At 60.4% G+C, this 14499-nt stretch carries 16 protein-coding genes and 1 tRNA gene; 7 read left to right on the top strand and 10 right to left on the bottom strand.

Annotated elements, in window-relative coordinates; genetic code table 11:
- Positions 1–277: 277 nt before the first annotated feature.
- Positions 278–637 (bottom strand): hypothetical protein, encoded by a 360-nt coding sequence (locus J1G35_RS12320; RefSeq protein ID WP_053128165.1) that lies wholly within the window; start codon positions 635–637, stop codon positions 278–280.
- Between the two features lie 276 nt (positions 638–913).
- Here J1G35_RS12320 and J1G35_RS12315 point away from each other — a divergent pair, with 276 nt between their 5' ends.
- From J1G35_RS12315 to J1G35_RS12300, 4 genes are all read left to right on the top strand, one after another.
- On the top strand, positions 914–1300 hold the full coding sequence (locus tag J1G35_RS12315) for a hypothetical protein (protein ID WP_223015089.1): 387 nt from the start codon (positions 914–916) through the stop codon (positions 1298–1300).
- Complete coding sequence (locus J1G35_RS12310) at positions 1297–1698, top strand: hypothetical protein (protein ID WP_223015088.1); 402 nt, start codon at positions 1297–1299, stop codon at positions 1696–1698. Before J1G35_RS12315 ends, J1G35_RS12310 begins: the two co-directional genes overlap by 4 nt.
- Positions 1699–2224: 526 nt before the next feature.
- A tRNA-Asn gene (locus tag J1G35_RS12305) sits at positions 2225–2318 on the top strand.
- Positions 2319–2537: 219 nt separating this feature from the next.
- The gene (locus tag J1G35_RS12300; protein WP_053130927.1) at positions 2538–2996 is read left to right on the top strand and encodes an Hsp20 family protein; all 459 of its coding nucleotides are present in this window, start codon (positions 2538–2540) and stop codon (positions 2994–2996) included.
- 53 nt (positions 2997–3049) lie between these two features.
- On the opposite strand, the gene J1G35_RS12295 is transcribed toward J1G35_RS12300, so the two are convergent.
- The 3 genes from J1G35_RS12295 to J1G35_RS12285 all read right to left on the bottom strand — a co-directional run bounded on the left by J1G35_RS12295 (position 3050) and on the right by J1G35_RS12285 (position 6305).
- Complete coding sequence (locus J1G35_RS12295) at positions 3050–4327, bottom strand: cation:dicarboxylase symporter family transporter (RefSeq protein ID WP_223015087.1); 1278 nt, start codon at positions 4325–4327, stop codon at positions 3050–3052.
- A gap of 95 nt (positions 4328–4422) precedes the next feature.
- Complete coding sequence (locus J1G35_RS12290) at positions 4423–5631, bottom strand: pyridoxal phosphate-dependent aminotransferase (protein ID WP_223015086.1); 1209 nt, start codon at positions 5629–5631, stop codon at positions 4423–4425.
- An 11-nt stretch (positions 5632–5642) separates the two neighbouring features.
- The gene (locus J1G35_RS12285; protein ID WP_223015085.1) at positions 5643–6305 is read right to left on the bottom strand and encodes an RraA family protein; all 663 of its coding nucleotides are present in this window, start codon (positions 6303–6305) and stop codon (positions 5643–5645) included.
- Between the two features lie 122 nt (positions 6306–6427).
- Here J1G35_RS12285 and J1G35_RS12280 point away from each other — a divergent pair, with 122 nt between their 5' ends.
- Positions 6428–7324 carry a LysR family transcriptional regulator gene (locus J1G35_RS12280; protein WP_223015084.1) on the top strand — a complete coding sequence of 299 codons (897 nt, stop codon included), beginning with the start codon at positions 6428–6430 and terminating at the stop codon, positions 7322–7324.
- Positions 7325–7336: 12 nt separating this feature from the next.
- Here the strand turns inward: J1G35_RS12280 and J1G35_RS12275 are convergent, their stop codons facing one another.
- Positions 7337–7990 carry a TetR/AcrR family transcriptional regulator gene (locus J1G35_RS12275; protein ID WP_223015083.1) on the bottom strand — a complete coding sequence of 218 codons (654 nt, stop codon included), beginning with the start codon at positions 7988–7990 and terminating at the stop codon, positions 7337–7339.
- Positions 7991–8112: 122 nt separating this feature from the next.
- Between J1G35_RS12275 and J1G35_RS12270 the strand changes: the two genes are divergently transcribed.
- Positions 8113–9330, top strand: coding sequence for an MFS transporter (locus tag J1G35_RS12270; protein WP_223015082.1), 1218 nt, complete (start codon positions 8113–8115; stop codon positions 9328–9330).
- Between the two features lie 37 nt (positions 9331–9367).
- On the opposite strand, the gene J1G35_RS12265 is transcribed toward J1G35_RS12270, so the two are convergent.
- The gene (locus tag J1G35_RS12265) at positions 9368–10429 is read right to left on the bottom strand and encodes an SDR family oxidoreductase (RefSeq protein ID WP_223015081.1); all 1062 of its coding nucleotides are present in this window, start codon (positions 10427–10429) and stop codon (positions 9368–9370) included.
- A 156-nt stretch (positions 10430–10585) separates the two neighbouring features.
- On the opposite strand from J1G35_RS12265, the gene J1G35_RS12260 reads away from it, so the two are divergent.
- Positions 10586–11383: a DNA/RNA non-specific endonuclease gene (locus J1G35_RS12260; RefSeq protein WP_223015080.1), complete on the top strand. Its 798-nt coding sequence runs from the start codon at positions 10586–10588 to the stop codon at positions 11381–11383.
- Positions 11384–11392: 9 nt separating this feature from the next.
- On the opposite strand, the gene J1G35_RS12255 is transcribed toward J1G35_RS12260, so the two are convergent.
- The 4 genes from J1G35_RS12255 to J1G35_RS12240 form a co-directional block, all read right to left on the bottom strand.
- Complete coding sequence (locus tag J1G35_RS12255; RefSeq protein ID WP_053130903.1) at positions 11393–11572, bottom strand: DUF1289 domain-containing protein; 180 nt, start codon at positions 11570–11572, stop codon at positions 11393–11395.
- Positions 11573–11605: 33 nt separating this feature from the next.
- Positions 11606–12517 carry a CDF family Co(II)/Ni(II) efflux transporter DmeF gene (gene dmeF, locus J1G35_RS12250; RefSeq protein ID WP_223015079.1) on the bottom strand — a complete coding sequence of 304 codons (912 nt, stop codon included), beginning with the start codon at positions 12515–12517 and terminating at the stop codon, positions 11606–11608.
- Entirely contained in the window at positions 12514–12789 is a 276-nt protein-coding gene (locus tag J1G35_RS12245) for a metal/formaldehyde-sensitive transcriptional repressor (RefSeq protein WP_032885919.1), read from the bottom strand. Before J1G35_RS12245 ends, dmeF begins: the two co-directional genes overlap by 4 nt.
- Positions 12790–12865: 76 nt before the next feature.
- Positions 12866–14083 (bottom strand): MFS transporter, encoded by a 1218-nt coding sequence (locus J1G35_RS12240; protein WP_223015078.1) that lies wholly within the window; start codon positions 14081–14083, stop codon positions 12866–12868.
- Positions 14084–14499: the final 416 nt, after the last annotated feature.

Raw genomic sequence — 14499 nt, 5'->3', positions numbered from 1 at the left:
TCGTTGCGTCTGGTAATAAGTCAGGGTTGATGCTCATTCAGCTCCCTATCGAAAGTCGTGCTCCTGGTCACGGGATTTCGACAAGGTGGCTGATTGATAACTGGAGTAAATGGGTGTACCCGGAGTGTGATGTGAACGATGTTTTCTTATATGAGAGGTCGGCTGCTCCTAGCTGGGTAAGCACCGCTTGAAAGTAGTGCTTGTATGTGGGTGGATGGCTTTTGGTTTCGCTTTGCTACGGTGGAGGGCTTGGGGGTAGATGTCTTCGAATGGTGCTTCACCCCCACCAATCCTTTTCCTTACGCCCAAAGCTTGACTCGCTGAACCAACTCTCCAGCTCAACCGCAAGCTCGGTGACCTCGCCCAGCTCCTGCTGAAGAGGATCCAAACGATTTGCCTGCTCGCGAGCCCAGGCAAGCCACGCCTTGGCTTGATCAGGGCTCGGCATCGCTTCCTGCCGCAGCTCCACAGCCTTGATAAAACGTCGCAACCGCTCGGCCCGCTCCCACTGTTCGGTGTGGGTCACCAGGCTTTGGCGAAGCCGGCGCTGGATCTCGTCTTCCCGTGCTGTCTGGGTACGTTCACGGTCTTCTTCCGCCCATTTTTGCCGACGGGCCTCGTCTTCTTCGCGAACCACCTTGGCAGAGGCTGCCGCAATGACCAGGTTGTCGAGGATCTCGGGAAGCTTGTCTTCAAGGCGCTTGGCCTGGCTATCCTTTCAGTTTCTGCGCAGGCCCTTGTACATTCGCGCATCAATCTGGAAGGTCAAGGTGCCAGTCGATGTCCCCTCGTACTGCGGCTTCTGAAACCCTGGCTCGGTAAAGTTGGGTTCCCAAGCGGCGCCTGGGCGTCGTTTGGGCGGTGGCGGTGGGGGGATGGTAGGCTGTTCAGACCCTCAGCTGTCCTGTTTGGTGTGGGCAAGGCTAGTGCGAAAGGAATACCCAAGGATTTAGGAAAAGCATCTTTTGATGCAGCGAATGGTGTAGGAACGATTTACTCGCCAAAAGTCACTCTGAATAATAATGAAATAATATTTGATGAATTTGCAGTTGGAACATCTAAAGGATTTTTCGGGGTTGGCGCCGATGGCGCAGCTGAGTTGGTTGGGCCGTTGAAGAAAATGCTTGCTTACTCTCAGTCCCAAGGCGCAAAAACAATTACGTTGAGAGGGCGCTATGCATCACCGGAAGGCTCTATGCTCGGGACTGGTAGCATTAATAATGTCAATCAGAACTTTTCCTTCAGCTTTCCAGCGACAAAAGATGGCTTGAAGGAGTTTTTAAAGGGTATTGGAAAATGAAAATTCGTCGAACTCTTGAGAAAAGAATGAAAAGCATACAGGCTTTAGGTCGAGGCCATTTTTATACGGAGGCTGAAGATGGCCAAGTCATATTTTCTACCAATCTTGAAGAAGGGCGGTTAGATATATATCTGGATGGTTTTGCTTTTGGGGGGGGTGAGTTGATGTGTAAGGTTTTTTATGGTGATATTTTTAGTGTCCGAAGTCACCTAAGTGTGGAGTTATTCTCAAATGCTAGTCACTCAGGTGACTTGGATTTTTTTGTTCCTTTGGACATAGTTTGTGGGGTATCTAACATATCATTATCTATACCTTTTTTAACGTATTCGAATGTTATGAATATTTTGGTTGGGCTTAGGGATGACTGGATGATGCAAGTTGTTGGCGTTGATTCCTGATTGCCTCAGATGCTTGATATTTTGCTGACTGGATTATGGGCAGAGGAGAGGATGCCATTTATTTGCTGCTGGATAATTTTGTGCGTGGCGCTCTGGGGTATAAAAGTGGGTGATCGATAACTAACCAACTAAAGATCTATGTTTAAGTTTCAGCTGAGGCCATCAGTAATATGGCTGGTTCTCATGCGTTGGAGTTTGTTGGCGAGAGGGCTGGCTACTTAGGTGAGAAAATAAGGGAACTCTCAGACAGAGAAAGGGGGCACGACTCTATTATCTGGTTTGTCGTTTTAACCTTAGTCTGAACTCTGTTACTGCTCCCCCGTATTGTTACAACCCCCCTCTGAAGTCCGCCATGTAGAGGTCGACGCGATCAGACACGCATTGGAGACGGCCCGTTAGCTGACTGCCGCCGCCTCCTTTTCCTACAAGTCATTGCTTTGCCACGCTTTGACAACCCAATCCAACCCGACTAACTTTCGTGGCGTGCTGCGTTCATGCGGCTCACGCTATGCAGTAACCCTATCTCTCCACCACGCTCTTCCGTGGCATCGTTTCGACTAACAGCTAGCAAATGACTGTTAATCATTGGGTCCCTGGTTCGAGTCCAGGTCGTGGAGCCAGATAGGAAAAGCCTGCAGCGATGCAGGCTTTTTTTTGCCTTGGATTTTTCCGGGGTGATCAACGCCAGCGCTACAGCCTCTCTTCAAGCAATCACAGCACCAAAAAATTTTTTGCTGGCACCGCTTGAAATTTTTTCCCCTGAACCTACTTAGGTTTTACGCGATGCCGAATACGGGTCGCGTCTCAAATCACTTGGAGAAAACTCAGGAGATTTTGCAATGGCTACTACTCTTTCGTTGGCCCCACTGTTCCGTCATTCCGTCGGCTTTGACCGTTTCAACGACCTTTTTGAATCGGCGCTTCGCAGCGAGGCCGGTACCACCTACCCACCCCACAACGTCGAAAAGCACGGTGAAGATCACTACCGGATCGTCATCGCGGCGGCAGGCCTGGTGGAGGATGACCTGGAGATCCAGGTGGAAAAAGGTGTGTTGACCGTCGCCGGTGGCAAGCGTGAACACAACGAGGGCATCACCTACCTGCATCAAGGCATCGCCCAGCGTGCGTTCCGTTTGTCGTTCCGCCTGGTCGACCACATTGAAGTGCAGGGCGCGCAACTCGCCAACGGGTTGCTGAGCATCGACCTGCTCAGGGTGGTTCCGGAGGAAGCCAAGCCTAAGCGCATTGCGATTGGCGGTGCTGCCAAGGCTGAGGTGAAATCCATCAGCGAGCAGTAAGGCTGAAATGAATAAAGGCGCTCTTCGGAGCGCCTTTATTCGTAGCGTTCACATTACAGCGAGGGAGCATTTCTCCCCCTCGACTCATGCCCAGCCTGCACCTCACGCCCCTCCCACTTGGCAATCACCAACGGCGCCAACGCATTGCCCAGCACATTCAGTGCGGTGGTCGGCATCTCCATCAAGCGGTACACCCCAGCGATAAACGCGATGCCTTCCAACGGCAGACCGGCGCTGGCGAGGGTGGCCGAGAGAATCACGAACATGAACCCCGGCACCCCGGCCGCGCCCTTGGAGGTGAGCACCATGGTCACCACCAGCAAGGCCTGATCGCCCAGGCTCAAGTCAATGCCATACAACTGCGCGACGAACAACGTGCCGATGCCGAGGAACAACGAGGCGCCGTCGAGGTTGAACGAGTAACCCACCGGTACCACAAAGCTCACCAGTGACGGCGGCACGCCGTAGGTTTCGAGTTTCTTCATCAGTTGCGGCATCACCGCCGCCGAGCTGGCGGTGGAGAAGGCCAGCACCAGTTCATCCTTGATATGGCGCATCAGCGCGAACAGGTTGATCCCGCACACGCGCGCGACCAGGTTGAGCACCACCAGTACAAAGAAGGCGATGGCCACATAGCTGACCATGATCAGCTTGGCCAGCGGCAGCAACGAGCTGAAGCCGAAGTTGGCCACGGTCACGGCGATCATGCCGAATACGCCGATGGGCGAGTAAGCCATGATCATCGAGGTGACCTTGAACATCGCGTCGCTGACGCCGCGCAACAGTGCGATGACCGGGTCCTTGCGCTCGGCGGGCAAGCGCGCCACGCCCAGGCCGAACATCACCGCAAAAAACAGCACCGACAACAGGCTGCCCTGGGCCATCGCGTTGACCACGTTGTCGGGGATGATGCCGACGATGATCTGCCCCAGGCTATGACCGGCGCCGTTGCTGGTGGGCAGGGTGATATTCGCCGCGTGCAGGCTGGACAGTTCAGTGCCGGCACCGGGCTTGAGCAGGTTGCCCATGACCAGGCCGATGATGATCGCCAGGGTGGTGATGCAGAAAAAGTAGCTCAGGGATTTGACCCCGATACGGCCCAGGGACTTGCCGTCACCGTGCCCGGCAATACCCACCACCATGCAGGAAAACACGATGGGCACCACGATCATTTTCATCAGCTTGATAAAGATATCGCCCGCCGGTTGCAGGAGATTGTCCACCAGCCACGGCCGGGATTCGGGAAAGCGGTGCAGCAGGGCACCAATGGCGATACCGGCGAGCAAGCCGATCATGATTTGCCAGACCAGCGCGATACGGGGCGTGTGCATGGGAATGCCTCATTTGAGATCAATGATTTTTAAGTTGTTGTTCTAGGCAGTCAAATGGCAGCCGTCCGCTGGCCGCCGGGTGTTGCGGGTGGCCGTCAGCGCAGGTCGTGGCATGCGTCTTTGAGGCGGCGGCATCCTTCTTCGATCACTTCCTGCGAACTCGCAAACGACAGGCGCACATACGGCGACATGCCGTACGCCGCGCCGCTGACCGTGGCCAAGCCGTAGTCGCGCAGCAGGTAGTCCACCAGTTGGGTGTCGCTGTCGAGGCGATCACCTTCGGGGGTGCGCTTACCCATCAGGCCGCTGACGTTGGCGAACACATAGAACGCGCCATCGGGCGGGATGATGCTCAGGCCGGGAATGTCGGCCAGTCGCTCCAGCATCAGTGCGCGGCGTTGCTGGTACTCCTCGCGCATCGCGGCAATAGGTGCTTGGTCACCGGCAAACGCTGCCACCGCAGCGGCTTGGCTCAATGAGCTCGGGCAGGTAGTGGTCTGCGACAGCAACTTGGCAATGGCCGCGATCAACCACGCCGGTCCGGCACCAAAACCCAGGCGCCATCCGGTCATCGCGTAGCCCTTGGACGCGCCGTTGACGATCAACGTGCGTGGCTTGAGGTCGGGCGCCAGGCGTGTCAGCGGCACATGCCGGGCGTCGCCGTAGACGAAGTGTTCGTAGATCTCGTCGGCCATCACCAGCACATGGGGATGACGACGCAACACCTGCGCCAGGGCCAGCAGCTCGGCTTCGCTGTAGACCGCGCCGCTGGGGTTGTTCGGGCTGTTGAGGATCACCCATTTGGTGCGCGGGGTGATCGCCTCTTCGAGGGCGGCGGGTGACAGCTTGAAACCCAGGTGTTCATCGCCGGGGATGATCACCGGCGTGGCATCGTTGAGCCGCGCAATGTCCGGGTACGACACCCAATACGGCGTGTGCACGATGACTTCATCGCCGCGATTCAAGGTGGCGGCCAGCGCGTGATAAATGATGTGCTTGCCACCGCAGCCGGCGACGACTTCATCGAGGCCATACACCACATCATTATCGCGCTGCAGTTTCAGGCAGATGGCCTGGCGTAGCGCGAGGGTGCCGGTGGTGGCCGTGTAATGGGTATCACCGCTGTGCATCGCCAGGCTGGCGGCCTCAAGAATATGCGCCGGAGTGTCGAAGTCCGGCTCGCCCACGGTGAAGTTGACGATGTCGCGGCCCTGGGCGCGCAACTCGGTGACCAGGGCGTTGGCGGCAATGCTGGGGGAGGGCGCAATGCCCAGGACGCGGTCCGACAAAAAGGCAGTACTCATCTCGGATTCCTTCACACCAGGCCGGCGTTGTTCAAGGCCTTGTCGATCCAGCTCTGGCGCACCGCACCGCTGGCAATTTCGGCCTTGACCGCTTCCTCGTGCTCGGCATGTTGCGCGGCGCGGCGCAGCACTTCGGCGGCGTCGGCCTGGGAGAACGCGACCAGGCCGTCTTCATCACCCACCAACAGGTCGCCGGGGTTGATTACCATGCCGCCGATGGACACCGGCACGTTCACTTCGCCGGGGCCGGTCTTGTACGGGCCGGTATGCACCACAGCGCGGGCGTAGCACGGGGTGTCTTCGAAGCTGGCGACATCGCGAATCGCGCCGTCGATCACAAACCCCACGCAACCACGCTGCTGGGCGTAGAGCTTGACCAGTTCACCGATCACCGCGTTGTTGGTGTCGCCCTGGCCGTCCACCACCAGCACATGGCCGGGTTGCAGCATGCTCATGGCCTTGTAGATCAGCAGGTTGTCGCCGGGACGGGTCTTGACCGTGATCGCCGTGCCCACCAGCTTGCCGCTGCGGTTGTAGCGCGTGAGTCCACGGGCGCCGATATGCCGGCCGAGGTTGTCGCTGATATGCGGCGTGACGACATGGGCAAACGCCTCGACCAGTTCGGCCGGGGCCATGGGCGCGTTGGGAAGGATGCGTGAACCGGGCAAGGACATGGCAAATCTCCAGAGTTGTTAGATAGCGATGGGCTATGGCCGGATCTTAGGAGTGATGATCGAAGAGTTTTAGCGATATTTTATGATGTGATAGCATCGCTTTTTCTCATGAGTTGGCCGCCATGATCACCTTCAAGCAAATCGATGCGCTGTACTGGATTGCCGAACTGGGCAGCTTTGAAGCGGCGGCGAACAAGCTGAACATGTCTCAGTCGGCCATCTCCAAGCGCATCCAGGAGCTGGAAGACACGTTCGATGTGGAGATTTTCGACCGCAGCAAGCGCAACGCCCGGCTGACGGAGAAGGGCGGTGAGTTGCTCGACTACGCCCGCGACCTGCTCAACAGCCGCGACCAGCTGCTCGAACGGGTCAGCGCCCGCGAAGTGCTGGTGCGGCGTTTTCGCCTCGGCGTCACCGAACTCACCGCCCTGACCTGGCTGCCGGCTTTGGTGGAAGCGCTGCGCCAGGCCTACCCCAAAGTGCAGATCGAGCCGTCGGTGGAGCTGAGCAGCGAACTGTTTCGCAAGCTGGAAAGCGACCAGCTCGACCTGGTGATTGTGCCGGACGTCTACAGCGACCCGCGCTTCCACAGCACCGCGCTGCAATGCGTGGAAAACGCCTGGATCTGCGCGCCAGGGCTGATCCCTCATCCCGACCCTGTAAGCCTGGAAGTGCTGGCCGACTACACCGTGCTGACCCAAGGCTCGCAGTCAGGCACCGGCTTGATCTACGAACGTTGGCTGGCCGCGCACAATGTGCAGATGCCGCGCACGCTGACCAGCCATAACTTGCTGGTGCAGGTGGGGTTGGCGCTGTCGGGGATAGGCGTGAGTTATTTGCCCAAGGCGTGTTTGTCCCACCTGATCGAGCAGGGGGCGTTGCGTGCACTGGTCACGCAGCCGGAACTGCCGAGTATCCAGTATGTGACGTTGCACCGGGTGGACCGCCAATTTGGCTTGAACCAGGACGTGGCACGCATGGCGCAAACCTGCTGCGATTTTTCGCGATTGTTGTTCTAGTCGGCTCGCGGGTTAGGGTTTTTTTGCGGCAGCGCTGTGGTGAATGGGCGGTGCAATAGACGCGGCAACATCCCAGCTCAGCAGCAGTTGACTGATCGCCGCGTCGAGGGTCGCATGGGGCACATTGTCCCGCGCCAGTATCGAAACCCCCTGCAAAAAACTGTCAAACACACTCGCCAGCACGGCCGGTTGGGTGTGTTGCGGTAACTGGCCCAATCGAACCGCGCGCTCCACGCACGCCACAATCCCCGCCCGCGTGCGCAGGCGCGACTGGGTCAGCGCATCGGCCACCCGCGCATTTTCCGGGCTGGGCGCACTCATTACGCCCAGCGCGACCATGCAGCCCTTGGGGTGCCCGTCTTCACACTGCATGCGCGCCGATTGGCGCAGCGCGGTTTCGACGGCTTGGCGCGGGGGCAGGCTTTCGTCCCACAGGCATTCGGTGACTTGGGCGTAGGTCGCCAGGTAGCGCTGCACGCACTCGTCGAACAGCGCTTCCTTGGAACCGAACGCCGCATAGAAGCTCGGCGCGGAGATCCCGCCACCCAAGCCCGCCTTGAGTTGGGCCAGGGAAGTGGCGTCGTAGCCATGCTGCCAAAACAGGTGCATGGCCTGTTCCACGGCGTGTTCGCGGTCGAAGGTGCGGGGGCGGCCCATTTGTGCCATGTCAGGTCTCCGGTGGGAAAGCGAGATAAATACTAGTCGATACATAAGTCGTTGACAACGTGCACCGATCGCCTGCAACATTTAGATCGATCAGTATCTAAGTCTCGCCCCAGGAGTTTCCCGTGACCCCCTCACTCACTTTATCGGCCCCATCCGAGCGCCTGCCCATTGGTGCCTTGCTCGCCCTGGCGATGACCGGCTTCATCTGCATCGTCACCGAAACCCTGCCCGCCGGCCTGTTGCCCTTGATCAGCGACGGCCTGAGGATTTCCCCGTCGATGGCCGGGCAGATGGTCACTGCCTACGCACTGGGCTCGGTGCTGGCGGTGATCCCCATGACCATCGCCACCCGTGGTTGGCGCCGGCGCAATGTACTGCTGCTGACCATCGTCGGTTTCCTGCTGTTCAACTCGATCACCGCGCTGTCGTCCCACTATGGTGTGACCCTGGTGGCGCGCTTCTTTGCCGGGGTGGCGGCGGGGTTGGCCTGGAGCCTGCTGGCCGGTTACGCGCGGCGCATGGTTGCGCCCCATCAACAGGGCAAGGCGCTCGCGCTGGCGATGGTCGGCACGCCGATTGCGCTGTCGCTGGGTGTGCCGTTGGGCACCTGGCTCGGTGGCCTGGTGGGCTGGCGCACCACGTTCGGCCTGATGTCCGCCGTGAGCTTGGTGCTGATCGCCTGGGTGCTGGTGAAAGTCCCGGACTACGCGCCGCAGCCCGCCCATCAACGCCTGTCGCTGCGCAAGGTGCTGACCACGCCGGGCGTTCGCCCCGTGCTGGCCGTGGTGATCAGTTGGATGCTGGCGCACAACATTCTGTACACCTACATCGCCCCGTTCGTGGCGCCGGCCGGTTTGGCCGAGCGCGTGGACCTGGTGTTGCTGGTCTTCGGGATCGCTGCGTTGGCGGGGATTTGGATCACGGCCAGGTTGGTCGAGCCGTTATTGCGCAACACCGTACTGGTTAGCCTAGTGATGTTCGCGGCGGTAAGCGTGCTATTCGGCGTGCTGGGGAATGTGCCACTGGTGATCTACCTCGGCGTGGCCGTCTGGGGCCTGAGCTTCGGCGGCGCGGCGACCTTGCTGCAAACCGCCCTGGCGGATGCGGCGGGGGACGGCGCGGATGTGGCGTTGTCGCTGAACGTGGTGGCGTGGAACAGCGCGATTGCTGGCAGCGGCGTGGCAGGCGGTGTGTTGCTGGACCGCTGGGGCGTGGCGGCATTTCCCTGGGCGATGTTGGTATTGATCGGCGTGGCGTTGTTGATCACTGCGGCGGCGCACGCCCATGGCTTCAAACCGGGGGCGCGCAGTACTGGCAAACCGAACGTTGCCGGCCACTGAAAGAAAAACGGCCGCCAGTGAATAGCGGCCAGTTTCTTCAAGGGATCAACCGCGCTTCACGCAACTGATCGAATACATCAAAAAATGCCTGGTCGCTGGCTTGGTAGGCGGTAAACCCCATCTTCCGGCTCTTGGACATATCGGTGACCACCTCGATCGGACGCCCCAGGTCGGCATCGGTGTGCCAGGGTGAGACCAAGCGCCTGATGTCGGTTTCTTTCAACCCGTGTTTGGCCGCGATCTCGCTCCAGGCCGCCTGATCATCGGCCATCTGGTGCTCAAGCGGCGAGGGTTTGGCCGGGAACTCTGCGGGTACAAGGCCAAAATAATCGGCGATCTGGCCCCACATCCATTTCCATCGAAACACGTCCCCATTGGTGATGTTGAACGCCTGGTTGGCGGCAGCGGGCGTGGTGGCCGCCCATAACTGTTGCTGGGCCAACTGCCGCGCATCGGTCATGTCCGTGAGGCTGTCCCATTGCACGCGGGAGCCTGGGAATACAAACGCGCGACCGGTGTGTTTGCAGACACTGGCGTAGACGGCGAGGGTGGTCGCCATGTTCATTGCGTTGCCCACCGCCACGCCGGTGACGGTGTGCGGGCGATGCACGCTCCAGGTGAAGCCGTCCTTTTTTGCGGCGGCGAACACTTCATCTTCCTGGGCGTAGTAGAAGTTCTCGACGTCCAGGCGGCCTTGTTCTTCGCGGAACGGGGTGTGCGGCAGGCTGCCCTTGCCATAGTTTTCGAACGGCCCGAGGTAGTGCTTCAAGCCGGTGACCAGCGCCACATGCTGCACGCTCCCGGCGGGGCGCACGGCGTCCAGCACGTTGCGCACCATGGCGGCGTTGACGCGGATGTTCTCGGCTTCGGTGGCCTGGCGAGACCAGGTGGTGATGAACACATGGGTGGGTTTCAGATCGGCCAGGGCCTGTTGCAGCGATGCCGGGTCCTGCAAGTCGGCGGCGACCGGAATCACCCCCGGCACCTGCGAGGGCTGACGGGACAGGGCTGCAACGTGCCATTGGTGTTCAAGCAGTAACTGGGTGATGGCGCTGCCAACGATGCCGCTGGCGCCCACGACTAATGCGGTCTGGGTCATAGGTTTCTCCCGAGGATGTAGGGTTCTGAGCCCCTAGGCGTAGGAGAGGTTCAACCTTATCCGTGAGTCTCGCGGCACCAAACACACGAATCAGGGTCCATAAGCCCCGCACGAACATTCGCGCTCATCCGTTACCCTCACCATAAGATTTAAAGCATGTACCTACGCACCATCGCAGTCGGGCTGTCGGCCCTTGTTTTGCTTTCTACCGCTGTAGAAGCCCGCAGTCTGGCAAACCCTTACACCCCCACCGAGCAACGCGCCTCATTCGATGGCTGCGCCGATCTCTTCCCTGGCGCTGCGCCGATCAAGACGGCCACCGTCCCGGCGTCGATGAAGCCGCTGGCGCTGTGTTCCGAGACGTTTGCGGTGCTCTACTCACAAACCAGCAAGACCCCACTGGTGGTGGTCGAACGCCTGAACACCAGGCAGTTGAAAAATGCCAAAGGTGAGGAGCGCACCAACCAGTTCTACGCCGACCCACGCATTCCCAAAAGTGGCCGTGCGGAGCTGAGTGACTACCGCAGCCAGCACCCGGCCATGGACCGTGGCCACCAGGCTCCGGCCGCCGACGCACCCAACGCGCGTGCCATGGCCCAATCCTTCTCGCTGTCGAACATGGTGCCCCAAGACCCCACCAACAACCGCAAGATCTGGAGCAAGGTCGAGGCCGACGTACGCAAGTTCGCGGTGCGCGCGGGCGGTGACGTGTATGTGTTCACCGGGCCGCTGTTCGACCCAGGCTACAGCACCATCGGCGACAACAAGGTCTGGGTGCCGACGCGCCTGTTCAAGCTGGTGTACGACGCCTCCAGCCAGCGCGCCTGGGCCTACGTGCTGCCCAACGCCGAAACGCGCATCCAGAAGCCGATGGACTACGACACCTTCGTGAAAAGCACCGGGCTCAAATTGCTGGGTAATCTGCCGGTGTCGGGGTCGGTTGGGCGCTCCTGATCAAGCGGCTTACTTGGCTTTTTTCAATGCCTTCAAGCGTTGGGTTGCGCGTTGCACGGCGGCCATTTTCTCGGGGCGCTTCATGCGTTTCCACTTGCGGATTTCGTCCTTGCTGCGGCCACAGCTGACGCACAGGTCGCCGCTGAGCTGGCAGGTGGAGACGCAGGGGTTTTCGATGTCTTTAGCCAAGGTGTCACCTGGAAATGGGGTAAAGGGGCGCACTCACGCCGAACGAAACTCAATGGTGAGGTGGCTCACTTCATGTACCGGCTTGAGGCGCTCGCGAATGCTGTCTGCATCCGTCGTCGGCTGGCCGACCACGCTCACAATCGCCGCGTGGGCGTCGGGGCCCACGCGCCATACGTGCAGGTCGGTAATCCTGGCGTCGCCGGGGTGTTCGACCAACTCGCGGATCTCGGCAGCGACGTGCTCATCGGTCTGATCCAGCAGCACGCCGGCGGTCGCGCCCATCAGGCTCCAGGCCCAACGCGCAATCACGATGGCGCCGACGATACCGATCACCGGATCCAGCCACACCCAGCCCAGGTAACGGCCGGCCAGCAGCGCGGCGATGGCCAGCACGGAGGTCAGCGCATCGGCGAGCACATGCACATAGGCGGACTTCAGGTTGTTGTCGTTGCCGTGGTGATGATGTTCGTCGTCGTGGTCATGCCCGTGTCTATGGCCGTGTCCCAGCAACAGCGCACTGACGATGTTCACCACCAGGCCCACGATGGCAATCAGGGTCGCGGTACCGAACTGCACCTCGGTGGGTTCCAGCAGGCGGATCACCGACTCGACGCCAATGCCCAGGGCCACCAGCGCCAGGATCAGCGCCGAGGCGAAGCCACCCAGGTCGCCCACTTTGCCGGTGCCGAAGCTGTAGCGCGGGCTGCGCGCGTGGCGTTTGGCGTAGGCATAGGCTGCGGCGGCAATGCCCAAGGCACCCGCATGGGTGGCCATATGAAAACCGTCGGCCAGCAGGGCCATGGAGCCGGTCAGGTAACCGGCGGCAATTTCCGCCACCATCATCACCACCGTCAGCATCACCACCCACAGGGTGCGCCTGGCGTTCTCTTCGTGGGCCGCGCCGAGGAACACATGGTCGTGGGCGTGGTTTGTCATGAGCGTCATTTGGCGTAACGCCGGATGGCTTCGAGCAGTTCTTCGACACCCTTGTTGCGTTCTTCCTCGCTGAGGGAGGGGTCTGCCACGTGCGCCCTGGCGTGTTCTTCGATGATCTCTTCCATCAAGCCGTTGATGGCGCCGCGCGTAGCGGCCACCAGGTGCAGGGTCTTGGCGCAGTCAGCGTCCGACTCCAGGGCTTTTTCCACTGCCTGAATCTGCCCGGCGATGCGTTTTACCCGTTTTATCAGGCTGTCTTTGTTGGCTGCGATATGGCTCACGGTATACCCCCCCTACCTATAGTGGGACGGATGGTGTCATACCCCACCCCCCTATACAAGGTGGCTGATGCGAGGGTTACTTGGGCCGATCCAACCGATGCCGCAGGGTGTAGATCGCCACCCCCACTGCCAGGATGCCCGACAACGCGCCGACCCCCAGCGCCCAGCGCGGGCCCAGGTGGTCAGCGATCCAACCGACGATAGGCGCACCGATCGGTGTGCCACCCAGGGCCACGCCGACGCGCAGGGCGATCACCCGGCCGCGCATGGCGGGTTCGGTGGTGAGTTGCATCAGGCTGTTGGTGGTGTTGCTGAAGGTCATGGCACCGACGCCGATGATCACCAGCGCGACGGCGAATAACCAATAGTTCGGCGCCAGGGCTGCCAGCGTGCAGCCAATCCCGAAGATCGCCGCACCGTTGAGCAACGACCTGAACTGCGGCCGCTCGCGTCCGGCGGCCAGCAGGGCGCCGGCAATGGTGCCGATGGCCAGCGTCGATGAAAGCAGGCCAAAGGCGCGCGCATCGGTATGGAACGCAGTCACCGCCATGGTCGAGATAAAAATCGGGAAGTTCATGCCGAAGGTGCCGATCAGAAACAACATCAGCAGGATCGCCTTCAAGTCCGGTCGCGCCCACACATAGCGCAGGCCCTCGGTCAGGCTGCCCTTGGTACGCAGCGCCCGCACCTTGGCGTGCTGACCCGACACCCGCAGGAAAAACAGCGAAACCAGCACCGCAAAGAAACTGCTGCCATTGAGCAGGAATGCCCAGCCGGTACCGACCGAGGCGATGGTCAGGCCCGCCACGGCCGGGCCGATCATGCGCGCCATATTGAACGAGGTGGAATTGAGCGCGATGGCGTTGGACAAATCCTTCTCGGCCACCAACTCCGCGACGAAAATCTGCCGCACCGGCGCATCGAACGCCGACGCGCAGCCGGACAAAAACGCGAACACATACACGTGCCACAGCTCGACAAACCCGGTGATGGTGAACACCCCGAGCGTCAGCGCCAGCAGACCCATGAGCGCCTGGGTGACGATCAGCAACTTGCGCTGGTCGTAGTGGTCGGCGGCAAAGCCGGTCCACGGCAGCAACAGCAACTGCGGCCCGAACTGCAACGACATGACGATGCCAACCGCCGCAGCGTTGTGCGGGGTCAACTGGGTCAGCACCAGCCAGTCCTGGGCAGTGCGCTGCATCCAGGTGCCGACATTAGAGACCAACGCCCCTGCGGCCCAGATGCGGTAGTTGGGGCTGCGCAGGGAGCGGAAGGTACCGAGGAAACTCATAGCGGTATTCGTGGCTCCTCAAACAGATCGTGATGATTTGGCGCGACCGGCGCAGTGCTCAGCCACAGTGACGATCAATGTGGGAGTTGTCGAGCCCTGGCGAGGCTGCGATGGAGGCGGCATTGCCAACTTCTATGGTGCCTGACACACCGCTATCGCAGCCTCGCCGGAGCTCGACAGCTCCCAAAGTGGAGTGGTGGTGGTTGTTGGGGTTCGGTTCGCAAGGCTGGTGCGGCGGATGCAGCCGCCAGCAGCAATGAAGATCAAATGTGGGAGGTGGCGCTGTCGCGCAGTAAACGGGGACCCCTGTGGCGAGCGGGCTTGCCCCGCGTTGGGGTGCGAAGCGCCCCTTAGGAAGACAAATGCGGTGTATCAGGCACGCCTCTGCGCCGGGTTTTGGGGCTGCTGCGCAGCCC

The sequence above is a fragment of the Pseudomonas sp. SH10-3B genome, assembly GCF_019891415.1.
Classification (GTDB): domain Bacteria; phylum Pseudomonadota; class Gammaproteobacteria; order Pseudomonadales; family Pseudomonadaceae; genus Aquipseudomonas.
Note: the sequence above shows the minus strand (reverse complement) of the source record. Positions and strands in the feature narration are given on the sequence as shown.